The 26,079-nt window shown below is 44.6% G+C and carries 21 protein-coding genes; 7 read left to right on the top strand and 14 right to left on the bottom strand.

What is annotated here, in order from left to right; all coding sequences use genetic code 11:
* Positions 1-111 precede the first annotated feature (111 nt).
* The 3 genes from PYW33_RS00230 (at position 112) to PYW33_RS00220 (ending at position 5,171) form a co-directional block, all read left to right on the top strand.
* The gene (locus PYW33_RS00230; RefSeq protein WP_004647680.1) at positions 112-735 is read left to right on the top strand and encodes a TetR/AcrR family transcriptional regulator; all 624 of its coding nucleotides are present in this window, start codon (positions 112-114) and stop codon (positions 733-735) included.
* A gap of 149 nt (positions 736-884) precedes the next feature.
* Entirely contained in the window at positions 885-3,569 is a 2,685-nt protein-coding gene (gene ppc, locus PYW33_RS00225) for a phosphoenolpyruvate carboxylase (RefSeq protein ID WP_004647681.1), read from the top strand.
* A 306-nt stretch (positions 3,570-3,875) separates the two neighbouring features.
* The gene (locus PYW33_RS00220) at positions 3,876-5,171 is read left to right on the top strand and encodes a solute carrier family 23 protein (RefSeq protein WP_004647682.1); all 1,296 of its coding nucleotides are present in this window, start codon (positions 3,876-3,878) and stop codon (positions 5,169-5,171) included.
* 266 nt (positions 5,172-5,437) lie between these two features.
* On the opposite strand, the gene PYW33_RS00215 is transcribed toward PYW33_RS00220, so the two are convergent.
* The 7 genes from PYW33_RS00215 to ilvD (PYW33_RS00185) form a co-directional block, all read right to left on the bottom strand.
* Entirely contained in the window at positions 5,438-5,617 is a 180-nt protein-coding gene (locus PYW33_RS00215; protein WP_004647684.1) for a hypothetical protein, read from the bottom strand.
* A gap of 308 nt (positions 5,618-5,925) precedes the next feature.
* Positions 5,926-6,213, bottom strand: coding sequence for a chorismate mutase (locus PYW33_RS00210; RefSeq protein ID WP_004647685.1), 288 nt, complete (start codon positions 6,211-6,213; stop codon positions 5,926-5,928).
* Complete coding sequence (locus PYW33_RS00205; protein ID WP_026055738.1) at positions 6,194-7,516, bottom strand: hypothetical protein; 1,323 nt, start codon at positions 7,514-7,516, stop codon at positions 6,194-6,196. Before PYW33_RS00205 ends, PYW33_RS00210 begins: the two co-directional genes overlap by 20 nt.
* A 178-nt stretch (positions 7,517-7,694) precedes the next feature.
* On the bottom strand, positions 7,695-8,990 hold the full coding sequence (locus PYW33_RS00200) for an RNA-guided endonuclease InsQ/TnpB family protein (RefSeq protein WP_004647687.1): 1,296 nt from the start codon (positions 8,988-8,990) through the stop codon (positions 7,695-7,697).
* A gap of 177 nt (positions 8,991-9,167) precedes the next feature.
* Positions 9,168-10,853: a dihydroxy-acid dehydratase gene (gene ilvD / locus PYW33_RS00195; RefSeq protein ID WP_004647688.1), complete on the bottom strand. Its 1,686-nt coding sequence runs from the start codon at positions 10,851-10,853 to the stop codon at positions 9,168-9,170.
* 126 nt (positions 10,854-10,979) lie between these two features.
* A complete protein-coding gene (locus tag PYW33_RS00190; RefSeq protein ID WP_004647689.1) occupies positions 10,980-12,287 on the bottom strand; it encodes an RNA-guided endonuclease InsQ/TnpB family protein in 1,308 nt (435 codons plus the stop codon).
* Positions 12,288-12,484: 197 nt separating this feature from the next.
* The gene (ilvD, locus tag PYW33_RS00185) at positions 12,485-14,314 is read right to left on the bottom strand and encodes a dihydroxy-acid dehydratase (RefSeq protein WP_026055737.1); all 1,830 of its coding nucleotides are present in this window, start codon (positions 14,312-14,314) and stop codon (positions 12,485-12,487) included.
* Between the two features lie 408 nt (positions 14,315-14,722).
* On the opposite strand from ilvD (PYW33_RS00185), the gene fmt reads away from it, so the two are divergent.
* Positions 14,723-15,685 carry a methionyl-tRNA formyltransferase gene (gene fmt / locus PYW33_RS00180; RefSeq protein ID WP_004647691.1) on the top strand — a complete coding sequence of 321 codons (963 nt, stop codon included), beginning with the start codon at positions 14,723-14,725 and terminating at the stop codon, positions 15,683-15,685.
* Complete coding sequence (gene rsmB, locus PYW33_RS00175; RefSeq protein WP_004647692.1) at positions 15,682-16,989, top strand: 16S rRNA (cytosine(967)-C(5))-methyltransferase RsmB; 1,308 nt, start codon at positions 15,682-15,684, stop codon at positions 16,987-16,989. Before fmt ends, rsmB begins: the two co-directional genes overlap by 4 nt.
* Positions 16,990-17,059: 70 nt before the next feature.
* On the opposite strand, the gene zupT is transcribed toward rsmB, so the two are convergent.
* The 4 genes from zupT to PYW33_RS00155 form a co-directional block, all read right to left on the bottom strand.
* Positions 17,060-17,869 (bottom strand): zinc transporter ZupT, encoded by an 810-nt coding sequence (gene zupT, locus PYW33_RS00170; protein WP_004647693.1) that lies wholly within the window; start codon positions 17,867-17,869, stop codon positions 17,060-17,062.
* 88 nt (positions 17,870-17,957) lie between these two features.
* Positions 17,958-18,068, bottom strand: coding sequence for a methionine/alanine import family NSS transporter small subunit (locus tag PYW33_RS00165; RefSeq protein ID WP_004647694.1), 111 nt, complete (start codon positions 18,066-18,068; stop codon positions 17,958-17,960).
* 10 nt (positions 18,069-18,078) lie between these two features.
* Positions 18,079-19,554 (bottom strand): sodium-dependent transporter, encoded by a 1,476-nt coding sequence (locus tag PYW33_RS00160; RefSeq protein WP_004280815.1) that lies wholly within the window; start codon positions 19,552-19,554, stop codon positions 18,079-18,081.
* 591 nt (positions 19,555-20,145) lie between these two features.
* Entirely contained in the window at positions 20,146-21,594 is a 1,449-nt protein-coding gene (locus PYW33_RS00155; protein ID WP_004647695.1) for an aldehyde dehydrogenase family protein, read from the bottom strand.
* Between the two features lie 134 nt (positions 21,595-21,728).
* On the opposite strand from PYW33_RS00155, the gene PYW33_RS00150 reads away from it, so the two are divergent.
* Positions 21,729-22,418: a TIGR04219 family outer membrane beta-barrel protein gene (locus PYW33_RS00150; protein ID WP_004647696.1), complete on the top strand. Its 690-nt coding sequence runs from the start codon at positions 21,729-21,731 to the stop codon at positions 22,416-22,418.
* A 367-nt stretch (positions 22,419-22,785) separates the two neighbouring features.
* On the top strand, positions 22,786-23,337 hold the full coding sequence (locus PYW33_RS00145) for a type 1 glutamine amidotransferase domain-containing protein (RefSeq protein ID WP_004647697.1): 552 nt from the start codon (positions 22,786-22,788) through the stop codon (positions 23,335-23,337).
* Between the two features lie 47 nt (positions 23,338-23,384).
* Here PYW33_RS00145 and PYW33_RS00140 read toward each other — a convergent pair whose 3' ends face one another.
* The 3 genes from PYW33_RS00140 to PYW33_RS00130 form a co-directional block, all read right to left on the bottom strand.
* Positions 23,385-23,705: an ankyrin repeat domain-containing protein gene (locus PYW33_RS00140; RefSeq protein WP_004647698.1), complete on the bottom strand. Its 321-nt coding sequence runs from the start codon at positions 23,703-23,705 to the stop codon at positions 23,385-23,387.
* Positions 23,706-23,723: 18 nt separating this feature from the next.
* The gene (locus PYW33_RS00135; RefSeq protein WP_004647699.1) at positions 23,724-24,356 is read right to left on the bottom strand and encodes a hypothetical protein; all 633 of its coding nucleotides are present in this window, start codon (positions 24,354-24,356) and stop codon (positions 23,724-23,726) included.
* A gap of 98 nt (positions 24,357-24,454) precedes the next feature.
* The gene (locus PYW33_RS00130) at positions 24,455-25,804 is read right to left on the bottom strand and encodes an aromatic acid/H+ symport family MFS transporter (RefSeq protein WP_004647700.1); all 1,350 of its coding nucleotides are present in this window, start codon (positions 25,802-25,804) and stop codon (positions 24,455-24,457) included.
* Positions 25,805-26,079 lie beyond the last annotated feature (275 nt).

The following is a 26,079-nucleotide window of genomic DNA, read 5'->3' as shown; positions in this document are numbered from 1 at the left end:
ACTATGCTGATATATTGAATTGCTTGTTTTTTAATTAATATACCACCCGGTACACTAATTACAACTGAATCATCAAAGCAATGACCGTGTTGACTTTTTTTGGAAGAGATTGTGCAAATACCTGTAGGACGACCCAAGGATCTGGAAAAGCGTCAGCGCATACTCAGCGCGGCCAAAAGCTTATTTTTAGCACATGGCTATCATGCTTCCAGCATGAACCAGATTGCACGTGAGGCAAGAGTCACCAAGCTGACGGTGTATAACCATTTTCAGGACAAGGCCACCCTGTTTAGCTGTGCGATTGAGGATACCTGTGAAGCCATTCTGCATGAACATCCTCAGCTCTTGCAGCCGAGCAGTGACTTTGCGCAGGAGTTTTATCAGGCCTGTCAGCGCGCTTTAAATATTCTTCATTTACCTGAAGCGATCAAACTGGATCTGTTGCTGATGGAACTGGCCTCGCAGCAAAGTCCGTTGACCGAACAGTTTTATCAGGCCTCGCATAGCAAACTGGATGCAGTCTGGAATGATTTCTTTGCCCTGGCCCAGCAGTACCGCTTTATTCAGGTCGATCTTCCAGAAAAACAGACCGAGCTGATCGTATCCCTGCTGACCGGAACCCGTCATCAGAAAATCCTGCTGGGTCTCAGCCTTCCCCCTTCAAGCGCAGAACAGCAACAGATCATTAACGAGGCCATTGAACTGTTTATGCTGAAATATGCCCTGCCGGATTAACTCCTTTCCTTCGGACTGATCGCCGATAACCATATGTGGCCTAAAATTTGCTAAAAAAGCAGCCAATGCTCTGCAACTTTTGTCTCTAAGGGACTTGGATTGTCATGCAGTCGCGGTATAGTCAAAGCATGCATGTGAGGGAATAAAAAATGATTCAACAGATTGATGCACCACTACGCGAAGACGTACGCTTACTGGGTAATTTGCTGGGGGAAACCTTAAAATTACATGCGGGGCAGGATTTGTTTAATCAGATTGAGCAGATTCGTGCTTTATCTAAAGGCGCACGTGATGGACAGGTCGAAGCAGAAAAACAGCTAGAACAATTATTTTTGAGTCTGGAAGATGCAGAAATCCTGCCGCTGACCCGCGCCTTTACCCACTTTTTAAACTTTGCCAATATTGCCGAACAATATCATGTGGTACGTCGTCGCCGTCAGAGCGAGTTTGATGACACTGCAGAATCGCCCAATCCTCTGGTGCCTTTATTTGAAAAATTTAAACAGCAGGAGATTTCTGCCGATACGCTGTATCAGCAAATCTGTGAACTGAAAATTGAACTGGTTCTGACCGCGCATCCCACAGAAGTCAGCCGCCGTACCCTGATTCAAAAATATGACGGTATCAATAATGCCCTGTCCAAATTTGACCAGCAGAAACTGACTCCACGTGAACGTCAGGCAGTTCTGGCCGATCTGAAACAGCTGATCAGCTCCGCCTGGCAAACCGATGAAATCCGTCAGCATCGCCCGACTCCGATCGATGAAGCCAAATGGGGTTTTACCACCATTGAGCAAACCTTATGGAATGCAGTACCGAAATTTATCCGTGAACTAAATGGCATGGTGCAAGCGCAATGTGGCCAGAACCTGCCCTTAGATGTCGCACCCGTACGTTTTGCCTCATGGATGGGTGGTGACCGCGATGGCAACCCCAATGTCACCCACACCGTCACTCAGGAAGTACTGTGGCTGTCGCGCTGGAAAGCAGCCGATCTCTATGTACGCGATATTGAAAACCTGCGCTGGGAACTGTCCATTCAGCAATGCAGTCCGGAAATTTCTGAAGCCTTGGGCCAGCCCCATCCTGAACCTTATCGTGAATATTTACGTGATACCCGTACCCGCCTGAAAGCCACCCGTCACTGGCTGGCAGAAAAATTAAAAGGCAATGATGCCGATGACAGTCTGGTGATTAAAAGTAAAGATGAACTTTTACAACCGCTCCTGACCTGCTACCGTTCACTGATGGACTGCAATCTGGCCGAAATTGCCAATGGCAGCCTGCTGGACTTTATTTACCGGGTCAACAGTTTTGGGATCGAACTGCTAAAACTAGATATCCGCCAGGAATCGGGTCGTCACCGTCAGGCGATTTCTGCGATTACCGAATATTTAGGACTGGGGAATTTTGAAACCTGGACTGAACAGGCACGGCAAAACTTTTTACTGCAAGAGCTGCAAAGCAAACGTCCGTTGCTGCCAAAACATCTGAATGAGCCAGCAGGCAGCCTGATTGAACATCCGGATGTACAGGAAGTGTTTGCCACCATGCGTACGCTAGCCGAGCAACCGAGCGAATCTCTGGGTGCTTATATCATCTCGATGGCGGAATATCCAAGTGATGTGCTGGCGGTTTTATTGCTACAGAAAGAAGCCGGCATCAAGCAGGCGCTACGGGTGGTTCCCCTGTTTGAAACCTTAAAAGATCTGGATGGCGCAGCCGCAACCATGTCGACCCTGTTCAATATGCACTGGTACAAACAGCATATTCAGGGCAAACATGAGGTCATGATTGGCTATTCGGATTCTGCCAAGGATGCTGGTTTTATGTCGGCCAACTGGGCCCAATATCGTGCCCAGGAAGAACTGACCGCAGTTGCCCAACAACATGGCGTGCAATTGACCCTGTTCCATGGTCGTGGCGGTTCAATTAGCCGTGGCGGTGCGCCAACCCAGCAGGCACTCTTCTCTCAACCGCCAGGGTCGATTTCAGGTGCGATCCGGGTGACTGAACAGGGCGAAATGATCCGTTTCAAATTCGGTCTGGAAGAAATCGCCCTGCAGAATCTGGAAATTTATACCGCTGCAACACTGGAAGCGACCTTACTCCCGCCACCTGAACCCAAACAGGAATGGCGCGACTTGATGCATCAAATGACCGAGCTATCGGTGCAGGTCTATCGCCAGACCGTCCGGGAAAATCCGCATTTTGTGAAATACCTGCGTACCGTCACGCCAGAACTTGAACTGCAAATGCTGCCACTGGGTTCACGGCCGGCGAAACGTAAAGTCAGTGGTGGGATTGAATCACTGCGAGCGATTCCCTGGGTCTTTGCCTGGACCCAGATTCGCCTGATGTTACCGGCCTGGCTCGGTACCGGTGCTGCATTAAATGCGGTACTGGATCAGGGACAACGCACGGTACTGGATGAGATGCTGGCAGAGTGGCCGTATTTTCAGACCCTGATTGATATGCTGGAAATGGTACTGTCCAAAGCCGATGCCAATGTGGCGCTATATTATGAATCGCATTTGACTCAGGATGAAGATCTTAAAGTTCTGGGAACAGAACTGCGTCAGCGTTTGCAGGATGCTGTACAAACCCTGTTGAGCTTAAAAGGCGAATCGAAACTCCTGAGCAGTAACGGTGTACTGGATCAGTCGATGAAAGTACGTAAACCCTATTTGTTACCGCTGCACTTACTGCAAGCTGAACTGATGAAACGTCGCCGTTTATATCTGGAACAGCAGCAGGCTGAAAATACCCCGGTCGATCATGCCTTAATGGTCAGCATTGCCGGCATTGCAGCCGGTTTACGTAATACCGGCTGATTTTTCGCCCTCGCATTCAAAGCACATCCTGGTGATGTGCTTTTTTTGTACATGAATTGGCCAAAACCACTCACTGCATCGTATTTTTTATAACTAAAATAACAAATCTTTATGAGTGAATTTTAAGCATAGCTATATGATTAATCCACTGATTTAACGCTACTTTTATATTAAAAATATTTACCAATTGATAAAAAATAAATAAAAGTCAATGAATTAACTTGAACAAAAAGTTGAAAGGAGTGATTAAAACTTCCAAAAAACCGGAGTATGATGTGCACAATTTATCTTTTGAGTGCTCATTTTATGTCCAGTTGGTTTCCCAAATGGCGCCCGTATGAGGGCAGTATCGATGCACGACCAGTAGGTACCGCAGAGTATTTGCCACCCGCACAAACGGTAGTTTTGGGTGTACAGCATGCCTTTGCCATGTTTGGCGCAACCGTACTGGCACCTTTTTTAATGGGCTTTGATCCAAACCTGGCAATTTTAATGTCAGGGATCTGTACCATCCTGTTCTTTTTAATCACCGGTGGCCGGGTTCCAAGTTATCTAGGTTCAAGCTTTGCCTTTATTGGTGTGGTCATCGCAGCAACTGGTTATGCGGGTGGTGGCGGACTGAATCCGAATATTGGCGTTGCAGCAGGCGGGATTATCGCATGTGGCATCTTCTATGCGCTGATGGGCTTTCTGGTCATGGCGACGGGCACCCGCTGGATCGAAAAGCTGATGCCACCGGTAGTGACCGGTGCCGTGGTGATGATCATTGGCCTGAACCTTGCTCCAGTCACGGTTAAAAGCGTCATGGGCAACACCTTTAATATGTGGATGTCTCTCGTTACCGTGATGTGCATGGGCTCGATTGCCGTCTTTACCAAAGGCCTGCTGCAACGCCTGCTATTATTGGTCGGTCTGTTACTGGCCTATCTGATCTATTTCATGCTCAGCAATGTCATGGGTTATGGCACTGCGATTAATTTCCTGCCAATCCAGCAAGCAGCCTGGTTCGGTTTACCGACCTTCCATGCACCGACCTTTGAAGTCAATGCCATGCTGATCATCGCACCAGTTGCCTTGATTCTGGTGGCAGAAAATCTGGGCCATATTAAAGCCGTAGGCGCGATGACCGGTGAAAACCTGGATCCGCATATTGGTAAAGCCTTTGTAGCAGATGGTATTGCAACCACTTTAGCCGGTGGTGTGGGTGCGCCGGGTATGACCACCTATGGTGAAAACATTGGTGTAATGGCCGTGACACGGGTTTACTCGACCATCATCTTTGCAGTCGCGGGTGTCTTTGCTGTGTTCCTGGGTTTATCGCCTAAGTTTGGTGCGGTGATTCATACTATTCCAACGGCGATTCTGACCGGTGCTTCGATTATAGTCTTTGGTTTGATTACTATTGCTGGTGCCAAAATCTGGATTGAGAACAAGGTCGATTTTTCGCAGAACAAGAACCTGATGGTGGCTGCGGTGACCATTATTTTAGGTACGGGTGATTTTGCCCTGACTTTTGGTAGCTTCAATCTAGGTGGTATTGGTACGGCAACGTTTGCAGCCCTGTTCTTAAACTGGTTCTTCAGTCTGGTCGATAAAAAATAAAATTCAGCGATGACTGGGCACAGCCTGTTGCAAGCAAAAAGACCGAACATATATGTTCGGTCTTTTTTGTAGCCTAAAACAGTCTGTCTAGAATGAACTGTTTTAAGTGACTGGCAATTGATTCGCGTTGGCTTATTTCTGTTTTTTAAGCGCTTGCTTCAGTTGCTTCAATTTGCCTTTATGTTTTGAAATCTTTTTCAAACGTGCTTTGATTTCTTGCTTTAAAGATTTAACTTGCTTAGCCATGGTATTACTCCCTAGTAAGGCTATTCGTTAGGCTTGTGTTGTTTCACAAAACCACGAATAAATTTTCTTAATTCACGAGCAGCACTAGTATCCAGTTCTTCGCAGAGACGAATAAATTCATCACGCTCCGTACTCTGAATACGAATTAAAAGTTGTCCATCTTTCTTGCCTGTCTTTATTTTTTTGATTTTCTCGCTCATTGCTTATCTCTCCAAAATAAAGACTGCTTTGCAAAAGATGTATATACAATATATATACTTTTTAAATTAAATCAAACTTACATTGTAAAAATATTTAATAAAATCAATTTATTTTTTTTACCATAATTTCTATAAAACCGTGCAAAGCCCGTCCAGGCAAGGCTTTAGGCACTTGGCTGAATGGGCTTTTTATGGATAAATTATTTTTGCAAAAAGGCGATGTTGTGCTTAAAAATCGCCATGGCTACAGCAAGATCTCCTGCATAGCTTGAAGATCGTCCGGCGTAGTTGAACTGAAATGAGCCCGTTTAAGGACGAAACTCTTTCAGTTCACGTTGAATAAAGTATTGGAACATTTCACGGTATAGATGTTCAATAAACTCCTGATCGAGGCCCTGCTTTTGCGCCAATGCCCTAACATTTTCTACAATCTGTTCCATACGTTCTGGTGACTGCAAATCGGTTTCGGTTTTTTTGAAACGGGTGGTTTGATCAACATAAAATTGACGCGCAGCGATCAGCTCAACTAAAGCTGTATCAATGGCATCGATCTGTTGACGTGCATGTTCTAGTGATTCAGCTTTGATCTTTTCCATGTTTTTTCAGTTCACTTTCAGTTTGATTATTACTCTTATACTTTTCTTCTAACACATTACTGAAAATACTTTCAATCATCCAGACCCGATATAAGCTATTAAATGTATAACTTTGATCATCTATGCGCAGTTCCAGTACCGGAAAATTCGGCTGCGACTTCATTTCACACAGCATATCATTGTCCTGCAGCTTGGCCAGAATATCGTCCTGGGTCAGATCTACAATATTTAACTGTTGCTGCAAATGCTTGAAATGGGGTGCATAAGACAGGTCTTCACCACGGGTCCAGACGGCCTGCAAGATCTGGTACATCGCCTCAATCCGCTGCTCCTCGGGACAGCTATAAAATAACTGTGCCATTGGCGCGATCGCCTGCTCGGTCGGTCGGCAGAACGGGGTAAATTCTACGTCAGTCCGTTTGGATAAACGTGTGGCCAGACTCCAGTCAAACTCATCCCGGCCACGATAGGACAAGGGATAAACATTCAGCTGGATATTATAATAATCCGCCAGTTCTTCCTTGATGTAAGCTAGGAGCAGCCAGGAAATCGGATCTTCCAGCGCGAGATACAAGTCCAGTTCCGGATCCATCGACTGGATCTCGTTCAGCTCTTCAGCATCACTGATCAGATGCTCACGCCATTCAATGTGATCGATCATAAAAATCGGATTACCGGTCAGCAGTTTTTGCTGCTCCAGACGCCGGGTCAGACGCAACAGGTCATCGACTGCCTGATACTGGCGACCGCCTAAATTAAAATAGCTGGCCAGAATCGGGGTCTGATCAAAAATACGTTCGGGAAAGTCCTGTGGCTGATGATGACGACTGGCCATGGCATAAAGGGTTCGTAATTTTCCGGTCTGTTTTTGCCAGAGCATATGGAAAACATCTTCCAGCAAATACAGGAAATCTTGTCCACGCAGAGGTGTATGCCGCAAAATCAGTTCAGCCTGTTTTAAGGCCTCAGCGCTCGGTAATTCCGGCGTATCATGAAAACTGAAACGATGCTGTTTTGACAGAATCTTGGCATCATTTAGGGTGTAGTGCTGCCATTCATCAAAAGACATCTGATTTGGGGGGGCTGCATGCGAACTGGAAATAATTACTTTCAGCGGCTTGAGCTGCGGACTTAAAATTTCTTCGAGCTGGGGCAGCTGCTGTACCGCCAGATAGCTGTACACATCATCCAGTCTTAAATGGATACTCAGCCCATCTTGAATAGATAACACCGTTTGACGGATTGGTTTCTGGTAAAACCAACTCGATCGGATTGGATCAAACCAACGGCGTAACAGGGACATGAGTTCGGCCTCGACAAAGATGACGGTGTGCAGTTCAAAAAATTGAATCTGTACAGAATAATCTATTTTTAAGATCGCAGAGCCAAAGCCCTGCATGGTGTAAAAACTTATATCAAGTCTTGACATACTCCCGCCACTTTCGACTAGCTCAAGTGGGGGATTCTAAAAGCAAAAGCTCTTAGGTGACTTCCTCACGGATTTCACTTGCTTTCTGCTTCACAGGGCGATCTTTACCGCATCTTCCCTCGACAGACAAAACGGTATGTCCCACCGCTAAAATGTTACGAGAAGCGTTAATATCTGCATTCTCGCTAAAACCACAACTAACACACTCAAACTTAGCCTGAGTAGGTCTATTTTCTTTTGCAACATGACCGCATGAACTACAAGTCTGACTTGTATATCTAGGGTCAATCTTAACGAGTAAACCACCTCGCCATTGTTGCTTATACTCCAACATATTGACAAGCATTGACCAACCTTGATCTAGGATTGATTTGTTTAAGCCTGATTTAGCTTTAACATTCTTTCCTTTTTCTTCGATTGAGCCTTTGGCTGACTTCGACATATTGGCTACTTTTAAGTCCTCAACTACGATCATTGCGTGGTTTTTGCTGAGAGTTGTCGTGACTTTGTGCAAGTAGTCATGCCGAATATTGGCAATATGATGATGTAATTTATTGATCCTTAAATTAAGTTTTTTCCAATTTTGACTAAATTCGGTTTTCTTTCTCAACTTGCGTTGAAGCCTAGCCAACTTTACTTGATTGGCTTTAAAACTATTGATTGGGTCAAATACCTGACCTGTTGATATTGTAATTAATTTTTTAATACCAAGATCAACACCAATTGTAGATTTTGATGGATGAATTGGTTGTTCGATTTCACGGTTAGTAAAAAATGAAACATACCAAAGCCCACAAATTTTCTTAATTGTAATACTTGTGATTTTACCAACAATTTCTTGTGATTTTTTAAATCTTATCCAACCTGTTTTTTTAGGCAAAGAAACTCGATCACCAATAACCTCACAATCTGCAAATGGAAGTCTAAAAGATTGCTCACCATCTAATTTCTTCTTGAATCTTGGCATGAGTGGTCTAAGCTCAATCTCACCACCATCAGCCAATTTAAAAAAATTGGGTTTACGTGGTTTCCGCTTGTTTTGCTTTAAACGAGCTTGTTCTTTTTTGTTGTAAAACTTACCCCATGCTTGAGCAAGATCACGTATTTTTTGCTGTAAGCAAGCTGAATATGTTTGACCAAGAAAAGAAAATTCAGGTGTTTTTTTAAGGGGTACTAATTTTTTTTCAATGCTTTCGTAACGAATATATTCATCTTTAGCAAACATTTCAAATGATTTAGCGAGAATTTGATTCCACACAAAACGAGCAGAACCTATTGCTTGATTAAGCAATATTTCCTGTTCTTGGTTAGGCAGAAGCCTAAACTTGTAGTGTTGTAAAATCTTCATTAAATCATTGTTTATAAAAGAATTGTAGTGTTTGAATTATAGCAAAAATAAGCAATAAAACCAAGAAAACATTATCTTTAATATGGCTATCGCCACTCGCTTGTATCCCCCACCTGACTGTCGGTGAGGGTCTTACGCCCGATTAAGATAAACAAATGTTCAATGTTTAACAATGGATTAGAGGTCAAGATTCAAGTCAGTGACCGCCCCGGTTTCTGCACCTGAGGTCAGTTTGGCGAATTTGGCCAGTGCTCCATGGGTATAGTTCGGTTTTGGTTTGATCCAGGCTGCTTGACGTGCTGCAATCTCCGGCTCATCCACATGCCAGGTCATTTCCCGGGTTTCCGCATTAATTGAAATCTGGTCGCCATTTTGTACCAGACCAATCGGGCCGCCATCATAAGCTTCGGGGGTGACATGACCAATCACAAAACCGTGACTGCCACCCGAGAAGCGTCCATCGGTAATCAGGGCAACTGAAGCGCCTAAGCCCTTCCCGATAATCGCAGAGGTCGGTTTCAGCATTTCTGGCATTCCCGGGCCACCTTTGGGACCAACGCCACGAATCACCACCACTTCACCCGGCTGGACTTCGCCATCCAGAATACCGCGCATGGCACCCTGCTCACCTTCAAACACGCGAGCCGGGCCAGCAAAATGCAGTCCTTCCTTACCGGTAATTTTGGCGACCGCGCCCTTCGGTGACAGATTGCCTTTTAGAATCACCAGATGTGAGTCTTTTTTCACTGGCGCATCAAAAGGCAGAATAATCTGCTGGCCTTCCGGATAGTCCTGCACATCGGCCAGATTTTCTGCCAGCGTCTTACCTGTGACCGTCAGACATGAGCCATCCAGCATGCCGGCATCCAGCATGCGCTTCATCAGTGGTTGAATTCCACCAATCGCAATCAGTTCTGACATCAGATATTTACCTGATGGACGCACGTCGGCCACCACCGGAATATCTTTACCAATCCGCACGAAATCATCCAGACTCAATTCCACTCCTGCTGTATGTGCCATGGCTAAAAGATGCAGTACACCATTGGTCGAACCACCCAGCGCAATCAAGACTTTAATCGAGTTTTCAAAGGCGGCTTTGGTCATGATGTCGCGCGGCTTAATATCCAGTCGCAACAGGTTCATCACCGCTTCACCGGCCCGGGCACAGTCAATTTGCTTGTCTTCCGATACCGCTTCCTGTGCCGAAGAGCCCGGCAGGCTCATGCCTAAAGCTTCAATCGCAGAGGCCATCGAGTTGGCCGTGTACATACCGCCACACGAACCCGGACCTGGCAAGGAAACCTCTTCAATATGCTTGACCTGAATCGCGTTGATTTCACCTTTGGCATATTGACCCACCGCTTCAAACACTGAAATCATGTCGGTATGACCTTCACCCGGTTTGATGGTTCCGCCATAAATAAACAGCCCCGGACGGTTGAGGCGCGCCAATCCCATGATGCAGCCGGGCATATTTTTGTCACAGCCACCAATGGCAATCACACCATCATAAGCCTGACAGCCGACCACGGTTTCAATCGAATCTGCGATCACTTCCCGTGACAGCAGGGAATATTTCATGCCGTCGGTGCCATTGGAAATGCCATCTGAAATGGTAATGGTATTAAAGATAATGCCCTTGCCACCCGCCGCACTCACGCCCTGCTCTACGGTTCTGGCCAGACCATCAATATGCATATTACAAGGCGTGACATTGGCCCAGGTCGAAGCGATGCCAATAAATGGCCGTTCAAAATCGGCATCTTTAAAACCGGTAGCACGCATCATGGAACGCGCCGGTGCATTTTCAATACCTTCATAAACAGGGGCAGAATGCTCGCGGATATTATCTTTACTCATTATTCTCTTCCTGGGCGATGACCGATTTTAAGTGTCGGTCTTGGACAATTTATTTTAAGGCCATTGTTTGACATACTCCCACCACTTTCACTTTATTCAAGTGGGGGATTCTAAAAGCATCAGCTCTTAGGTGACTTCCTCACGGATTTCGCTTGCTTTCTGCTTCATCGGGCAACCTTTACCGCATCCACCCTCCACAGACAAAACGGTGTGTCCCACCGCCAAAATATTACGAGAAGCGTTAATATCCGCATTCTCGCTAAAGCCACACGCAACACATTCAAAATGTGCCTGAGTAAGCCTATTTTCTTTTGCAACATGACCGCAGGAGCTACACGTTTGACTTGTGTATTTCGGGTCAATCTTAACGAGTAAACCACCTCGCCATTGTTGTTTGTACTCCAACATATCAACAAGCATTGACCAACCTTGATCTAGGATTGCCTTGTTTAAGCCCGACTTGGCTTTGACATTCTTTCCTTTTTTCTCGATTGTGCCACTTGCTGACTTCGACATATTGGCTACTTTTAAGTCCTCAACTACGATCATTGCGTGGTTTTTGCTGAGAGTTGTCGTGACTTTATGTAGGTAGTCATGCCGAATATTGGCAATATGATAATGTAGCTTGTTAATTGTGGTGTTCAACTTTTTCCAATTTTCACTAAACTTCACTTTTTTGCTCAACTTACGTTGAAGTTTAGCTAATTTAATTTGGTTGGTTTTAAAACTGTTCTTTGGGTTAAATACCTCACCCTCAGATGTTGTGACTAATTTCTTGACACCTAAATCAACACCAACTGCGGTTTTGGATGGATGTACTGGATTTTCCAATAACTCTTTTTCACTGCCAAATGAAATATACCAATGACCTGATCTCTTACTGATTGTCACATTCTTAATTGTGCCTAGAATATCTTGTGATTTTCTAAATTTCACAAATCCTATGCCATTTGGCAGCTTAACTCGATTACCCTCAATTCGACAATATTTATCAAATTGCACCAATCTAATTGAATCGTAACCATCTGATTTTTTCTTAAATCTAGGCATCAGTGGGCGTAACTGGATTTCAGAACCATCAGTGAGTTTGAGGAATTTGGGCTTGCGTGGTTTACGCTTATTTTCTTTTAATCTTGCATGTTCTTTTGCATTGAAAAACCTTGTCCAAGCCGAAGCCAGATCACGAATTTTTTGCTGTAGGGAAACAGCATTAGAATGATTTGCTAAAAAAGCATATTCAGGATTCTTTTTAAGACTGGTGATTTTATTCACCAAATTGGTTGCATTGATAAATTCATTCTTTGCAAACATTTCAAATGACACAACTAAAATTTGATTCCAAACAAAACGCGCAGAACCAACAAGATTGTTTAAAATAACCTCTTGCTCTTCATTAGGCTCAAGCCTAAATTTATACGCCTTGTTGATTTTCATTTTTTTTAAAACTTATTTAAATACAATGTTATATTTCTTTTATTTTAACATAAAAACGAATTAAAGCTAAATTAAAAAACTTACGAAATTCACCTCCACCCTGACTGTCGGGTGGAGTCCTCTTTCATTTTAAGATAGTTTCTTGTATAAAAAAAGCACCCCATCTGGAGTGCTATTTAAATCTGTAAAATTACAAATTAGATATCACGTACCGCACCTTTCGACGCACTAGTAGTATGCATCGCATACGCTTTCAGTGCTTTAGACACTTTACGCGGACGCTGTTCAGCAGGCTGCCAGCCTTTGGCTTCTTGTGCTTCACGGCGCGCTGCCATGGTTGCATCATCCACTGCCAGGTGAATGGTACGGTTTGGAATATCAATTTCGATACGGTCGCCATCTTCCACCAGACCAATTGCACCGCCTTCAGCCGCTTCAGGCGACACGTGACCAATCGACAGACCAGACGAACCACCCGAGAAACGGCCATCCGTTAAAAGTGCGCAGTCTTTACCCAAACCTTTCGATTTTAAGTAACTGGTTGGATACAGCATTTCCTGCATACCCGGGCCACCACGTGGACCTTCATAGCGAATCACGACGACATCACCCGCAGTGATTTTGCCGCCAAGAATGGCTTCAACTGCAGCATCCTGACTTTCAAACACACGTGCAGTCCCGTTGAATTTCAGGATTGAATCATCCACACCCGCAGTTTTTACGATACAGCCTTCTAGCGCGATGTTGCCGTAAAGTACCGCTAGACCACCATCTTGTGAGAAGGCATTGGCTGCATTACGGATCACGCCATTGTCACGGTCACCATCTAAGCGCGCATAGTAACGGTCTTGCGAGAATGCGGTCTGGGTCGGAACACCGCCCGGTGCCGATTTGAAGAATTGATACACCTCTTCATCTTCGGTACGGATGATGTCCCATTTATCCAAGGCATCTTTTAAAGTTTTTTCATGCACGGTTGGAACAGAAGTATCCAGCAAGCCCGCGCGATCCAGTTCACCCAGGATCGACATGATGCCACCGGCACGGTGTACATCTTCCATATGCACGTCCTGCTTCGCCGGCGCAACCTTACAAAGAACTGGCACATTACGTGACAAACGATCGATGTCAGTCATGGTAAAGTCGACTTCTGCCTCGTGTGCTGCTGCCAACAAATGTAGAACCGTATTGGTTGAACCACCCATGGAAATGTCTAAAGTCATCGCATTTTCAAACGCTGCTTTGGTCGCGATTGAACGTGGCAATAAGCTGTAGTCATTTTGCTCATAATGACGTTTAGTGATTTCAACAATCAATTGACCCGCACGCTCGAATAATTTTTTACGGTTGGCATGGGTTGCCAGCGTTGAACCATTGCCCGGAAGCGATAAACCAAGTGCTTCAGTCAAACAGTTCATCGAGTTTGCGGTAAACATGCCTGAACATGAACCACAGGTTGGGCAAGCTGAACGTTCATATTCAGCAACTTCTTCATCAGTGAAGCTGTCATCTGCTGCAACAATCATGGCATCAACCAGATCAATGGCTTTTTCATTGCCACGGATTTTGACCTTGCCCGCTTCCATTGGACCGCCAGAGACAAATACTACTGGAATGTTCAGACGCATCGCGGCCATTAACATGCCTGGGGTGATCTTGTCACAGTTCGAGATACATACCATCGCATCGGCACAATGGGCATTGACCATGTACTCGACCGAGTCTGCAATCAGGTCACGCGAAGGCAATGAATACAACATGCCATCATGACCCATCGCGATGCCGTCATCGACCGCAATAGTATTGAATTCTTTGGCCACGCCGCCTGACGCTTCAATTTGACGTGCCACCAGCTGACCCAGGTCTTTAAGATGCACATGACCCGGTACAAACTGGGTGAACGAGTTCACCACCGCAATAATCGGCTTACCGAAATCTTCATCTTTCATGCCGGTGGCACGCCATAAACCGCGTGCGCCAGCCATATTTCTTCCGTGTGTCGATGTTTTTGAACGATAGTCAGGCATTTTATATTTCCAACAAAGTTTGAGCTTGCAATGAATCGGGCAGATCCACTCTGGCTAAATCATACTGACAAGGAGCTTAAATCAGTTGAATTTTAAACCTATCATACTACAAGCCCTTGATTTACAAGATGGCCTTTTGGGTGTAGATACAGGCAAAAATGTCTATAGAGAGATTTGGATGATCTGACGATAAAAATTTCTTAATGAAATCTACTATACCGCCATCATCATCAGGACAATACAAAACTTTCATGAATAATTTTTACAATTTGCATGAGTTTTTTTTATATAAAAATTCCACTGAAATTCAAGCACTCACCAAGCTTCTCGGATAAGTTTTTGCAACGATTAGGCTGAAATTTGGCTTTTGGCTTATAATAGCTTTTAAGTTTATTTGGAATTTCATGTGTGAAGATCATATTTGCAGGCACACCAGAATTTGCAGCGACTGCATTGGCTGCGTTGCTTAGAACCGAACATGAAATTGTGGCGGTCTATACTCAACCGGACCGCAAGGCCGGACGTGGACAAAAGCTCACGGCATCTGCGGTGAAGCAGTTAGCGCTTGAACATCATCTTTCGGTCTATCAGCCTTTACATTTCAAGTCATCGACTGAAGAAGGTCTGGCGGCGCAAGCGGAACTTAAAGCCTTAAATGCAGATGTGATGGTGGTGGCAGCTTATGGCCTGATCCTGCCACAAGTGGTTCTGGATACGCCAAAATATGGTTGCCTGAATATTCATGGTTCGCTGTTGCCACGCTGGCGCGGTGCAGCCCCGATTCAGCGCGCGATTGCTACCGGCGATATCGAAACAGGTGTGACCATTATGAAAATGGCAGCCGGTCTGGATACCGGGGACATGATGTATAAAACACTGTGCCCGATTAGCGCCGAAGATACATCTGCCAGCCTGCATGACAAACTGGCGCTGCAAGGTGCTGAGGCGATTGTGGCCGTGCTCGAATCGGAACAGACTTTACAGCACTATCTTGAGACCCGTGAAGTTCAGGATGAAAATCTGACTGTCTACGCGCATAAACTGACAAAAGCCGAAGCACAAATTGACTGGACCCAGCCTGCAGCAGATATTGACCGTAATATTCGTGCCTTTAATCCCTGGCCAGTGGCATTCACCCCGCTAGATGACGGCAACAATTTACGCATCTGGAATTCATCACTTTCCACACAAAAGGCAAGCAATGCCCTGCCTAGTGAAGTGATTGCCCTGGATAAAGATGGCGTGCATGTGATGTGTGGTGATCAACATGCTATTTGCATCACCAATCTGCAATGGCCAGGTGGCAAAGCCCTGAATGCTGTTCAAATTAATCAAACTCAAAAACTATCGGTAGGATATAAATTCGCATGAGCCAAATTCAATCATCAGCTAAAAACTTGAATTTGCGCGCGCAAGTTGTAAAAACCCTATTGGCTGTACAAAACGGCCAATCACTTGCTTCTGTACTCAATCAACATATCAACATCGTGTCTGAGCGTGACCGTGGTCTGTATCACGAGTTAACTTTGGGCTGTTTACGTCAGTGGCATGGCCTGAAAGCCATTACTTTACCTTTATTAACCAAACCTCTTGATAACCAAGCTTTAGAAAGCTGCTTATATCTGGGTTTGTATCAGATTCTATGTACCCGTATTCCGGCGCATGCTGCGATTTCAGAAACCGTGACTGCAGCCAAACAGCTGGGCTTTGAACCTTTAAGCGGTCTGGTCAATGCCGTTCTGCGTCGTGTTTCACGTGAAACAGAAGAATTTGACCTGGCTTTAAATCAGGCGCATGGTCTGCCAAGCTGGCTCTACAAGCGTTTAAAGAAAGACTGGCCAGAACAGCTTGCCGAACTGTCGCATGACTTGAAACAGATTGCGCCGCTCACCTTGCGTGTCAATGTCAACCAGGTCAGCCGCGATGAATATCTGGAAATTCTGGAAGAAGAAGGTTATGAGGCGCGTGCCTGCACTCTTTCCGAAGTTGGCATCGTTCTGGAACAGAATGTCCATATTCCGAATCTGCCAGGCTATGAAGCCGGTGGTTTCTCGGTTCAGGATGAACATGCCCAGCTATGTGCGACCTTAGTTCCTGACCTTGAAGGCAAAGTCGTGGTAGATGCCTGCGCCGCTCCAGGGGGTAAGACCGCGCACATTCTGGAAAAATATAGCCCGAAAAAGCTTTATGCGATTGATCAGGATGCCAAACGTTTAGTCCGTGTGGCAGAAAATCTGGAACGTTTACTATTAACTGAATATGCGGAAGTTGAAATTATCGCGGCTGATGCGATCACTTGGACAGCACCTGAGTCGGTGGATTGTATCGTGCTGGATGCACCATGTTCCGCAATTGGTGTGATCCGTCGTCATCCGGATATTCGCTTGCTACGTCACTCTACAGATATTCCGCAAACGGTACATCTGCAAAAGCAGATTCTGGAAAATATGTGGCAGCAACTGAAAGTTGGTGGTACGTTGCTGTACATCACCTGTTCAATTCTGAAAGCCGAAAATGAACAACAGATGGTCGAGTTCTTTGCTCAACATGCCGATGCCAAAGAAATCAAAATCGAAGCCGATTGGGGCATCGAACAGATTCATGGCCGTCAATTGTTACCGAAAGCGGATCAAGGCGACGGCTTCTTCTATTGCCGTATTGAAAAAACGGCATAAATCATGCGTTTAAAATGAAAGGCAGCCTAAGCTGCCTTTTTTATATCTCGTGATTTAGTGAATATGAGGTTTATTGAATAAACTTAAAAATCACCAGACTGCTGGCCAATGCAGCCATGCCACTGACCAGCCCATATACCGTTTCATGTCCTTTGGCATAGCGTTTTGCCGTCGGCAATAATTCATCCAGTGCCAGATAAACCATCACGCCGCCAATCACCCCAAAGATCAGACCATAGACGGTTTCACTCATATAAGGTGCCAGAATAAAATAACCGAGCGCTGCCCCCAATGGTTCGGCCAAACCCGAAACCAGACTGGCCCAGAGCGCATAATCTTTACGGCCCGTGGCCATATATACCGGCAAGGCAATCGCCACACCTTCTGGTACATTATGAATCGCAATTGCCACCGCCAGTGGCGCACCCAAAGCAGGGCTTTCCAGTGTGGCAAAAAACGTCGCCAGTCCTTCCGGCAGGTTATGTGCGCTAATCGCAAACAGGGTCAACATGCCGGTACGCAGTAATTGGGTTGAACTGACGCCCTTGGCAGAATGGGTTTCAATGGTGTCATGGGGATTCGGCACAAAGCGATCCAGCAATAACACCAGAACTACGCCCAGTAAAAAAGCAAAAGTGCCAAAGGCAAAACCGTTTTTTTCATCAAAATCCAGGCTAAAGGACGCGATCGATTTGTTCAGAATTTCGGTTAAAGAGACATAAATCATGGCACCGGCAGCAAAGGCCAGACCAAAGGCTAGCAAACGGAAATTAGGTTTTTTTAAGAATAATACCAGTCCCCCACCCACCACGGTGGCCAGCCCGGCAAATAAAGTCACGGCAAAGGCTGTATGGACTTGTCCATCTGAAACGGAAATCATGTCAAAGCATCAGCCATTAAAAAAGTCATTATCATCAAGGATGATAATGACTTCTATTTATGGTAACAGTAGGTTTATGTGAAGATTTTTAGTCTTCTGGTTCTTCCGGATTCTTTGCCAGATGAATCACAGCCAGTACCAGACCACCCCATAATAAAACGATAGAGATGATCATCATGATTAGTGCAGATGTATTCATAGTCGCTCTCCTAGCTGTGACGATCTTTAATCAGGCTGAATAGAATGGCACCCAGAATAAAGAATGCCATTACTCCTCCACCTACCATCCATAGGGTACTGGCAGCATAGCCACCATAACCTTCTGCCATGATCGATTTCAGGGTCAGGCCCAATGCCAGCAATAATGACAAAGGCGTGATCACCGTTAGCATGAAGTTCCAGCTCGCACCCAGTTTCACGCTGGCAAACTCATTCACATGGCCTTCCAGCTGTTTCATTAATGGACGACGGAACCACGACAACAGAATAATCGATAACAGACCGCCACCGACAATACCGATGTTATTGGCAAAGTAGTCGATGATATCGACAAAGGTAATGGCACTATGTGTCGAGAACATCAGGGTAGAAATCACTGCTGAACCACCAGCAATAATCGTCACTGACTTGTTCTTTGACCAGCCCAGTTTGTCCTGGAACGCAGCAATCGGAACTTGCAGGATACTGACCATCGAGGTAATACCGGCAACCGTCAATGAACCAAAGAACAGGAAACCGAACAGGTCACCACCTGCACCTAAACTGGAAATGATTTTCGGAAACGCAATAAAGGCCAGACCGATACCGCCAGATACTACATCTTCAACTTTCGCGCCTGAGCTGAACGCCATAAAACCAAGCGCGGCAAAGACACCAATACCCGCCAGAATTTCAAAAGACGAGTTGGCCAATGCCACCACAATCCCTGAACCGGTCAGGTTAGTTTTGCGTTTCAGGTAAGATGCATAGGTCAACATGATCCCGAAGCCCACTGACAGTGAGAAGAAGATATGACCAAAAGCGGCTAACCAGACTTTATAGTTGGCCATCGCTTCCCAGTTCGGCGTGAAGAAAGCATTTAAACCATCGACTGCACCAGGTAAACGTACTGCCTGAATCACTAGGATCGTGAATAAAATCACCAGCAATGGCATAAAGATTTTATTCGCCAGTTCTACCCCACGGCGTACTCCACCGTAAAGAATCAGCATGACTGCTGCCCAAACGACCACCAGACCAAAGAACAGCACAGGTACAAAACCGAGCGTCAGACCCTCACCATTTTGTAGGTAAGTATTGAAGAAGAAGCCTTGGGTATCTGTGCCCCACTGCTGTCCAAAGGAATAGAACATATAGCTGCCAGCCCAGGACAAGACGCTGGCATAGTAAATCCCGATCACCAGAGTGACCATGACCTGCCACCAACCCAAGGATTCGGCATTCATGAGTTTTTTATAGGCCATAGGCGGTGCTTTACGGAACTTGTGTCCGACCGCATAGTCTAAAAACAATAAAGGTAAACCTGCTGCGAAAATCGCAATCAGATAGGGGATCAGGAATGCCCCGCCACCATTTTCATAGGCAACATAAGGGAAACGCCAGATATTCCCCAAGCCAACGGCGGAACCAATCGCTGCAATAATGAATCCTGATCGTGCGGACCAATTCTCACGAGTTTCTGTCATAGAACACCTAAACTTTTAACCCCTTTAGATGCTGCTTGTTATGGTTATGGCGCAAGCAAAAAAAGAAGCATTTTCAATAATTTTGGGTGTTTGAATTAGAGGGCACCTTGTGGGCGTCGAATTCTAATGTACAAACAGGTCAGCAGGTCTTACATCTTGCTTAAAGTCTGATCGAAAAACTGACCTTGTAGATGATTTAACAATACTGACTTTTTTAAATTTTTTCTGTAAATTCTGCTTAAAATATTCGTTATTTATAATCTATTCGAATTAAGCGTTCAATAATTCTGCAAAATAAGGCAGATTAAACAAGTTATATATTGACAAACTTTTTGGAATATATTTTTCTTAAGTTTTACTACAGGGTCGCTGTTTCAAAAAATGTATTCCAAGACTCTGATCCAGCATCTGTTTTTAGATCATTATTTGAAGATGAAACGGCTCATACTAAGGCACATGACCAAGCCGTGATATGGGAAATCAAATTCTCTCATGGAATTTTGACCTCTTTAAAAACCGGTTTAAATATCACAAGCAGATTTAAAAACCAGCCACCTGTGATATCGAAGCGATGAATTGAATATTCTGAACCTAGGCTTTAATCACCAGCATGCGCTCTTCCTGCATATCGCGAATGGCGGACTGAATTCCTTCACGACCCAGACCTGAATCTTTGACCCCGCCATAGGGCATGTTATCGACCCGGAAAGACGGAATATCATTGATAATGACACCGCCGACATGCAGATGATCCCAGGCATACAGCATCTTGTTCAGATTCTGAGTATACACTCCAGCTTGCAAGCCAAAACGGCTGCGGTTGATACAGGCAATACCGGATTCGAAATCAGCATACGCTTCCAGAATTGCCACCGGGCCAAAGGCTTCATCACGGTAGATTTCCAGACTGTGGTCTACATTTTCCAGCAAGGTCGGTGCGAACATCACACCATTCAATTCGCCTCCAATCAGGATTTTCGCGTCTTTTTTCACGGCTTTATCCAGCCATTTTTTCAGGCGTTTGGCTTCATCTTCCTTGATCATCGGACCAACCAAGGTTGTGCTCAGATTCGGATCAGCGGCTTTAATCGTTTTCAGTTTCGCCAGCAGTTTGTCCTTCACTTCAGTATAAATCTGCTGATGCACCAAAATGCGTTGCACACTGATACACACCTGTCCGGCATGGTTATACGCCCCGCCAATTAGACGGTTAATCAAGACATCGTTAATTTCGGTATCTGGCTCAATCATGACAGCAGCATTGCCACCCAGCTCCAAGACCACTTTTTTGCGTCCGGCACGCGCTTTCATATCCCAGCCCACAGCATCGGAACCGGTAAAACTGAGTAATTTAAAACGCTCATCAGTGACCAGTAGATCGGCCAGCTCTCGCGGACAGGGCAATACCGAAAAGGCACCTTGCGGTAAATCGGTTTCCGCCAGAATTTCGGCAATTTTTAAGGCAGAAATCGGGGTTAGACTCGGCGGTTTCAGCACAAAGGGACAACCGGCTGCAATCGCAGGAGCAATTTTATGCGCGGTCAGGTTTAAAGGAAAATTAAACGGACTGATCAGAGACACTGCACCAATTGGCACCTGCTTCACAATACCCTGATAACCGGATGCTGCCGCAGTCACGGCCAAAGGCAGCATACGTCCCTGATCAACCTGGGTCACGGCATCTGCGGCAATCTGAAAGGTATTAATCAGACGCTCAACTTCAGCTTCGGCCGCTTTACGCGGTTTACCGCCCTCTGCAATCAGAATTTCGGTCAGTTCTTCATGAATCTCACGAAAACGGCGTACGCAATGCAGCAGAATTTTCTGTTTCTGGAACGGCTCTAAGGCAGCCATTTCGGCTTCTGCGTCTACGGCAGACTGAATCGCCTGTTCCAGTGTGTTGGCATCTGCCAAAGCGACACGGGCATACAGTTCGTGGTTATATTTATGTTTGACCTCTAGCCATTCACCCGTCTGAGCCACCTGACCGGCGACATATAATGCATACTCTTTCGCTTGTTGTGTGCTTCTCGCTACCATCTTATTGTCCTGCAAAATCTAAGGATATACATTTTTGAAATTCTCTATATCATGCACTTGCTACTCCATATTAAGAAGATGCTTTTAAGTAACCAGACACTTCTAATTTTAATAAAGCTTTAGGGAATAGAGCCATGCGCGCAAAAATACTCACCACCTTATTCTTCGGTTTTGGACTCAGTACGCTCAGTCATGCAGATGTGATTGGCGTGAAAGCGGATCTCAGCTACTGGGATTTTGACGGCTATAGCCAGGATAACAATTTCAAGCATGAGCTGGATCGACAAGGTACAGCACAACTATCTGTCGCTGTAGAACATCCGGTACCGTTATTGCCAAATGCCAAGATTAAATACGTCAATCTGGACAGCACCAGCGAACAGAGTTCTCCTGTCAATGCCTCAGATATCGAGCTGAACAATATTGACTATATTCTGTATTACGAATTGCTGGATACCATTGTGCATGCGGATATAGGTGCAGGTTTAACCAATCTGGATGGTACGGTGGAAAACCGGACTGCCGGCGCTTTCACGCAATACGATCTGGATGAATATAGCCCACTGCTCTATGCAACAGCCGGGGTTAAATTGCCATTTACCGGTATGAGTGCCAAAGCAGAAGCGGTTTACAGTCGCGGCAGCGATACCCGAAAAACCGACGTACAGGCAGAATTGCAATATGATTTCATTGATAATCTGCTGGTCGATGTCGGTGCCAAAATCGGTTATCGCCTCATGCAGGTAGATTTTGAACAGGATCAACGTCCAGACTTACAGCTGGAATTTAAAGGTCCTTATATCGGCTTAGATATACATTTTTAATGCAATACAACCGGTTAAGTTTGCACAGCTTAATTTCTCTGCGCTGATGTAAGCCAAAGCGTACAGCAATAACCGCAATCTGCTGCTAGTGCGCCACCGGGATGTGTATTACTTTATAAACATAGAGAGCAGGATGCTCCAGAAGACCTAAAAACAAGAATAACATCGCAACACCAGGACGTGAGGTACGACAGGAGTTATACCTAAATCACGAGATACGAAAAAGCCCCGACAGGATGTCGGGGCTTTTTTTTCTGCCTATTATTTTATTTATCATTGCTTAACAGTTCCGAGCTAAAACTCCAACATTGTAAGAATCCCCTTGTTGTTAAGCTAAAAATCCTCGCATTTTTTAGGAACAGCAATCATGGTAAAAAAGGTCCTCTTTATTACATCTAATCAAGGCATTGAACATGATGAACTCACTGAGCCTTTAAATTTTCTAAAGTCCAAAGGTTTTGAAGTGATTCATGCTGCCGAAAAAAATGAAGATGTCGCGACGGTCAAAGGTGATACCAAAGCTGCCACCCAATATACGCCGGATACCAGTCTTGAACACGTCGATCTGGATGATTATGATCTTTTGGTGATTCCCGGCGGTACAGTCAATGCGGATACCTTGAGAATCAATCAGGATGCGCAAAAAATCATTCAGCATTTTGCCGATAATCACAAACCGATTGCCGCGATCTGTCATGGGCCATGGACCTTGATTGATGCACAGCGTATCAAAGACAAGAATCTGACTTCATATAAGAGCATCAAGCTGGATCTGGAAAATGCCGGTGGAAAATGGGTCGATGAACAGGTTCACCGCTGCAATACTGGCGACTGGGTACTGATTACTTCACGTAATCCGGATGATTTACCGGCTTTCAATGAAGCGATCTTAAAAGAGCTTGAAGGTGATGCTGCCTAAGCTCATACCATAAAAAAGAACCTCAAATTTGAGGTTCTTTTTTATATTCAGACACCACCGGCCAGACTTTTCAGATAAGTCACAACGTCTTTATTTCCGGCCATTTCGGCCAATTCTAAAGCAGTATTAGGACTGCGATGTGCAATATCAGCACCCTTGCTGACCAAGAGTTTGACCACTTCCAGATGATCATTTTCAGCAGCGGCCTGTAAAGCACTATAGCCTTCTTCGTCGGCAGAGTTAACGTCCAGACCTTTCTGTAAGCCTTGCTCGACCTGTTCAACATCGCCTAAAGAAGCCCAGTACACCAGTTCAGGAAGATGCAGTTCATCATCTTCAAGGATTGGGGAGAATGAGTTGAGTTTCATAAAATTATCCGTTTCAAGTTATTTAATTGAAAAATCTTCATTAGCATAACCTACCGTAACCTCAACTGAGATAGGATCACTGGTAGTTTTGATAACCCATACACCGATAAAATTATCGGTTCTTATAGTTGTAAAATACAATGACAATAATGATTCTATTGCTTTAATTTCTTTAGGTAATGTATCAACAAAATTTTTTAAATTTTTATCATGTCCCCATGGATTATCTGCATGAAGATATTTACCTAATTTGTCATACAATCTGATGAAATTATTAATCGTTAAAAAATTCTCTTTTTGTCTTTCAAAGTGATAATACCCTTCCTTGACAAGAAAGGGTTCTGATAAAGGAATAGGATAAAAATCTTTATTGATATTTTTTAATATTTTGACAATAGTGCTAGCTTTATAATCTTTACGGTAATCATTACGACTTTCAGCTTTTAACCTAAATTTTGCATACTCTGTTTTATTTGGAGCTATAGCAGCAAAAGCTAATAATTCTAAAGTTTTCCTCAACTGAAGTATTGCAGACTCTAAATAAGCTTGCTTTGAGGAATTTAAATAAATTTCTAAAAATTCTTTTGTAACTTTTAAACGCGATAATGCTTGTTCAATATTCTGTATATAAATATATTTCAATTCTTCCATGTTTTTAATTTTCAAAAATAAATATTAAAAACAAAATATATAATATCTCAAAAATAAAAAAGCCCCCTTTCGGAGGCTTCTTATTTAAAAACTTAGCTTTAAGCTTTAGACACTGCGGGTTCAATTGAACCAATCTTTTCAGACTCATTGTCATGCATGATCAACGCAACCGCAATTGCAGTAATCAGAACCGGTAAACCAACTGCCATAAAGTTAAAGTAAGCAGGCAGATTCATACCAAGTAAGCCACCAATCAGGATCGGCCCTACAATCGCGCCCATACGACCGATCGCAGAAGACCAGCCAATACCTGTCGAACGTACCGCAAGTGGGTAGAACTGCGCCACATAGCTATACAGCAACATTTGCGAACCAATCGACGCTGCCCCCGCCAAGAATACTAGGATGTAAAGTAAGAATTGGTTAGATGCAAAGCCCATTGAGCTCATCACAATCGCACCCATCATACCCAGGAACATCAGTACCGGTTTCAAGTGGAAACGATCCGCAAGAATACCACCACCGACAATACCTACAACCGCACCAACGTTCATCACCATCATGAACATCAAACTGTTGTCCATCGAGTAGCCCGCTGCCATCATTAACTTCGGTAACCAGCTGCTCAGTGCATACATGGTTAACAGACAAGTGAAGAACGCGACCCAGAACAGTAAAGTATTGACCGCACGACCACGACGGAACAAGCTCACCACGTTGGCTGCTTCAGGCACATTTTCCTGTGGCAAAGTGAAAGTTGTATTCTCGGTAACTGTCAGATTTGGCGCCAAGCGACGTACAATACGACGAGCTTCTGGCTGCTTATTCTGTTTCACAATAAATGCGAGAGATTCAGGCAGGAATTTCCAGATCACTGGTAACAAAAACAGTGGAATACCCGCGATAAAGAACATGATTTGCCAACCAAAACTTGGGGTAAACCATGAACCCAATAACGCAGCCATTACGCCACCTACCGCATAACCACTAAACATGGTGGTCACCAGCGTACTACGCATTTTTTGTGGGGCATATTCCGAAGTCAATGCCACCAGGTTTGGCATTACGCCACCAATACCAAGACCGGCAAGGAAACGTAAAATACCGAATTCGGTTGGGTTTGAAGCAAAGCCGCCGGCAAAAGTTAAACCACTAAATAATACAATACAGATCATGATCACTTTCTTACGGCCGATCTTGTCCGCGAGGGAACCAAAGATCATCGCACCAAACATCATGCCAGCCAGTGCGGTACTTGCAAGCATTCCGGCCTGCACTGCACTTAAGCCCCAGTCTTGCATCAATAACGGTAAAACTACACCATTGATTGCGAGATCGTAGCCATCAAATAAGATAATGAGTAAACACCAAGCAACTACATTGAAGTGGAAAGGCGTGAATTTCGCATTATCGACTACAGAATTTACATCTATTTTTTCCGTTGTCATCGTTCTCATCTCCCATGAGTACTTGTCCATAACATCTTGTTGAAGACTGAAGTCAATCTTCAATGTCAGGCAATATACGCAAGCGGGATTTAAGGCACAATAAGACTAATTGATATTCTGCTATGCTCACCGAAAGGTCATTTATTTGCGTGATATGTCACACTATTACTAATATAAACTTTTGAATAATTGATATTTATTTTTTAATTCGCCCAATATTTAAGCTCTTTTAATCCGCTTATTCTTTTGACCAATTGAATATTGATTTAATTTCA

It is taken from the genome of Acinetobacter lwoffii (genome assembly GCF_029024105.1).
Classification (GTDB): Bacteria; Pseudomonadota; Gammaproteobacteria; order Pseudomonadales; family Moraxellaceae; genus Acinetobacter; species Acinetobacter lwoffii.
This window is presented reverse-complemented; position numbering and strand designations above follow the sequence as displayed.

Coding starts and splice junctions, on each gene's coding strand:
- ppc (WP_004647681.1), top strand. CDS start 885: ATGATTCAACAGATTGATGCACCACTACGCGAAGACGTACGCTTACTG.
- PYW33_RS00220 (WP_004647682.1), top strand. CDS start 3,876: ATGTCCAGTTGGTTTCCCAAATGGCGCCCGTATGAGGGCAGTATCGAT.
- PYW33_RS00215 (WP_004647684.1), bottom strand. CDS start 5,617: ATGAGCGAGAAAATCAAAAAAATAAAGACAGGCAAGAAAGATGGACAA.
- PYW33_RS00210 (WP_004647685.1), bottom strand. CDS start 6,213: ATGGAAAAGATCAAAGCTGAATCACTAGAACATGCACGTCAACAGATC.
- PYW33_RS00205 (WP_026055738.1), bottom strand. CDS start 7,516: ATGTCCCTGTTACGCCGTTGGTTTGATCCAATCCGATCGAGTTGGTTT.
- PYW33_RS00200 (WP_004647687.1), bottom strand. CDS start 8,990: ATGAAGATTTTACAACACTACAAGTTTAGGCTTCTGCCTAACCAAGAA.
- ilvD (WP_004647688.1), bottom strand. CDS start 10,853: ATGAGTAAAGATAATATCCGCGAGCATTCTGCCCCTGTTTATGAAGGT.
- PYW33_RS00190 (WP_004647689.1), bottom strand. CDS start 12,287: ATGAAAATCAACAAGGCGTATAAATTTAGGCTTGAGCCTAATGAAGAG.
- ilvD (WP_026055737.1), bottom strand. CDS start 14,314: ATGCCTGACTATCGTTCAAAAACATCGACACACGGAAGAAATATGGCT.
- rsmB (WP_004647692.1), top strand. CDS start 15,682: ATGAGCCAAATTCAATCATCAGCTAAAAACTTGAATTTGCGCGCGCAA.
- zupT (WP_004647693.1), bottom strand. CDS start 17,869: ATGATTTCCGTTTCAGATGGACAAGTCCATACAGCCTTTGCCGTGACT.
- PYW33_RS00165 (WP_004647694.1), bottom strand. CDS start 18,068: ATGAATACATCTGCACTAATCATGATGATCATCTCTATCGTTTTATTA.
- PYW33_RS00160 (WP_004280815.1), bottom strand. CDS start 19,554: ATGACAGAAACTCGTGAGAATTGGTCCGCACGATCAGGATTCATTATT.
- PYW33_RS00155 (WP_004647695.1), bottom strand. CDS start 21,594: ATGGTAGCGAGAAGCACACAACAAGCGAAAGAGTATGCATTATATGTC.
- PYW33_RS00150 (WP_004647696.1), top strand. CDS start 21,729: ATGCGCGCAAAAATACTCACCACCTTATTCTTCGGTTTTGGACTCAGT.
- PYW33_RS00145 (WP_004647697.1), top strand. CDS start 22,786: ATGGTAAAAAAGGTCCTCTTTATTACATCTAATCAAGGCATTGAACAT.
- PYW33_RS00140 (WP_004647698.1), bottom strand. CDS start 23,705: ATGAAACTCAACTCATTCTCCCCAATCCTTGAAGATGATGAACTGCAT.
- PYW33_RS00135 (WP_004647699.1), bottom strand. CDS start 24,356: ATGGAAGAATTGAAATATATTTATATACAGAATATTGAACAAGCATTA.
- PYW33_RS00130 (WP_004647700.1), bottom strand. CDS start 25,804: ATGACAACGGAAAAAATAGATGTAAATTCTGTAGTCGATAATGCGAAA.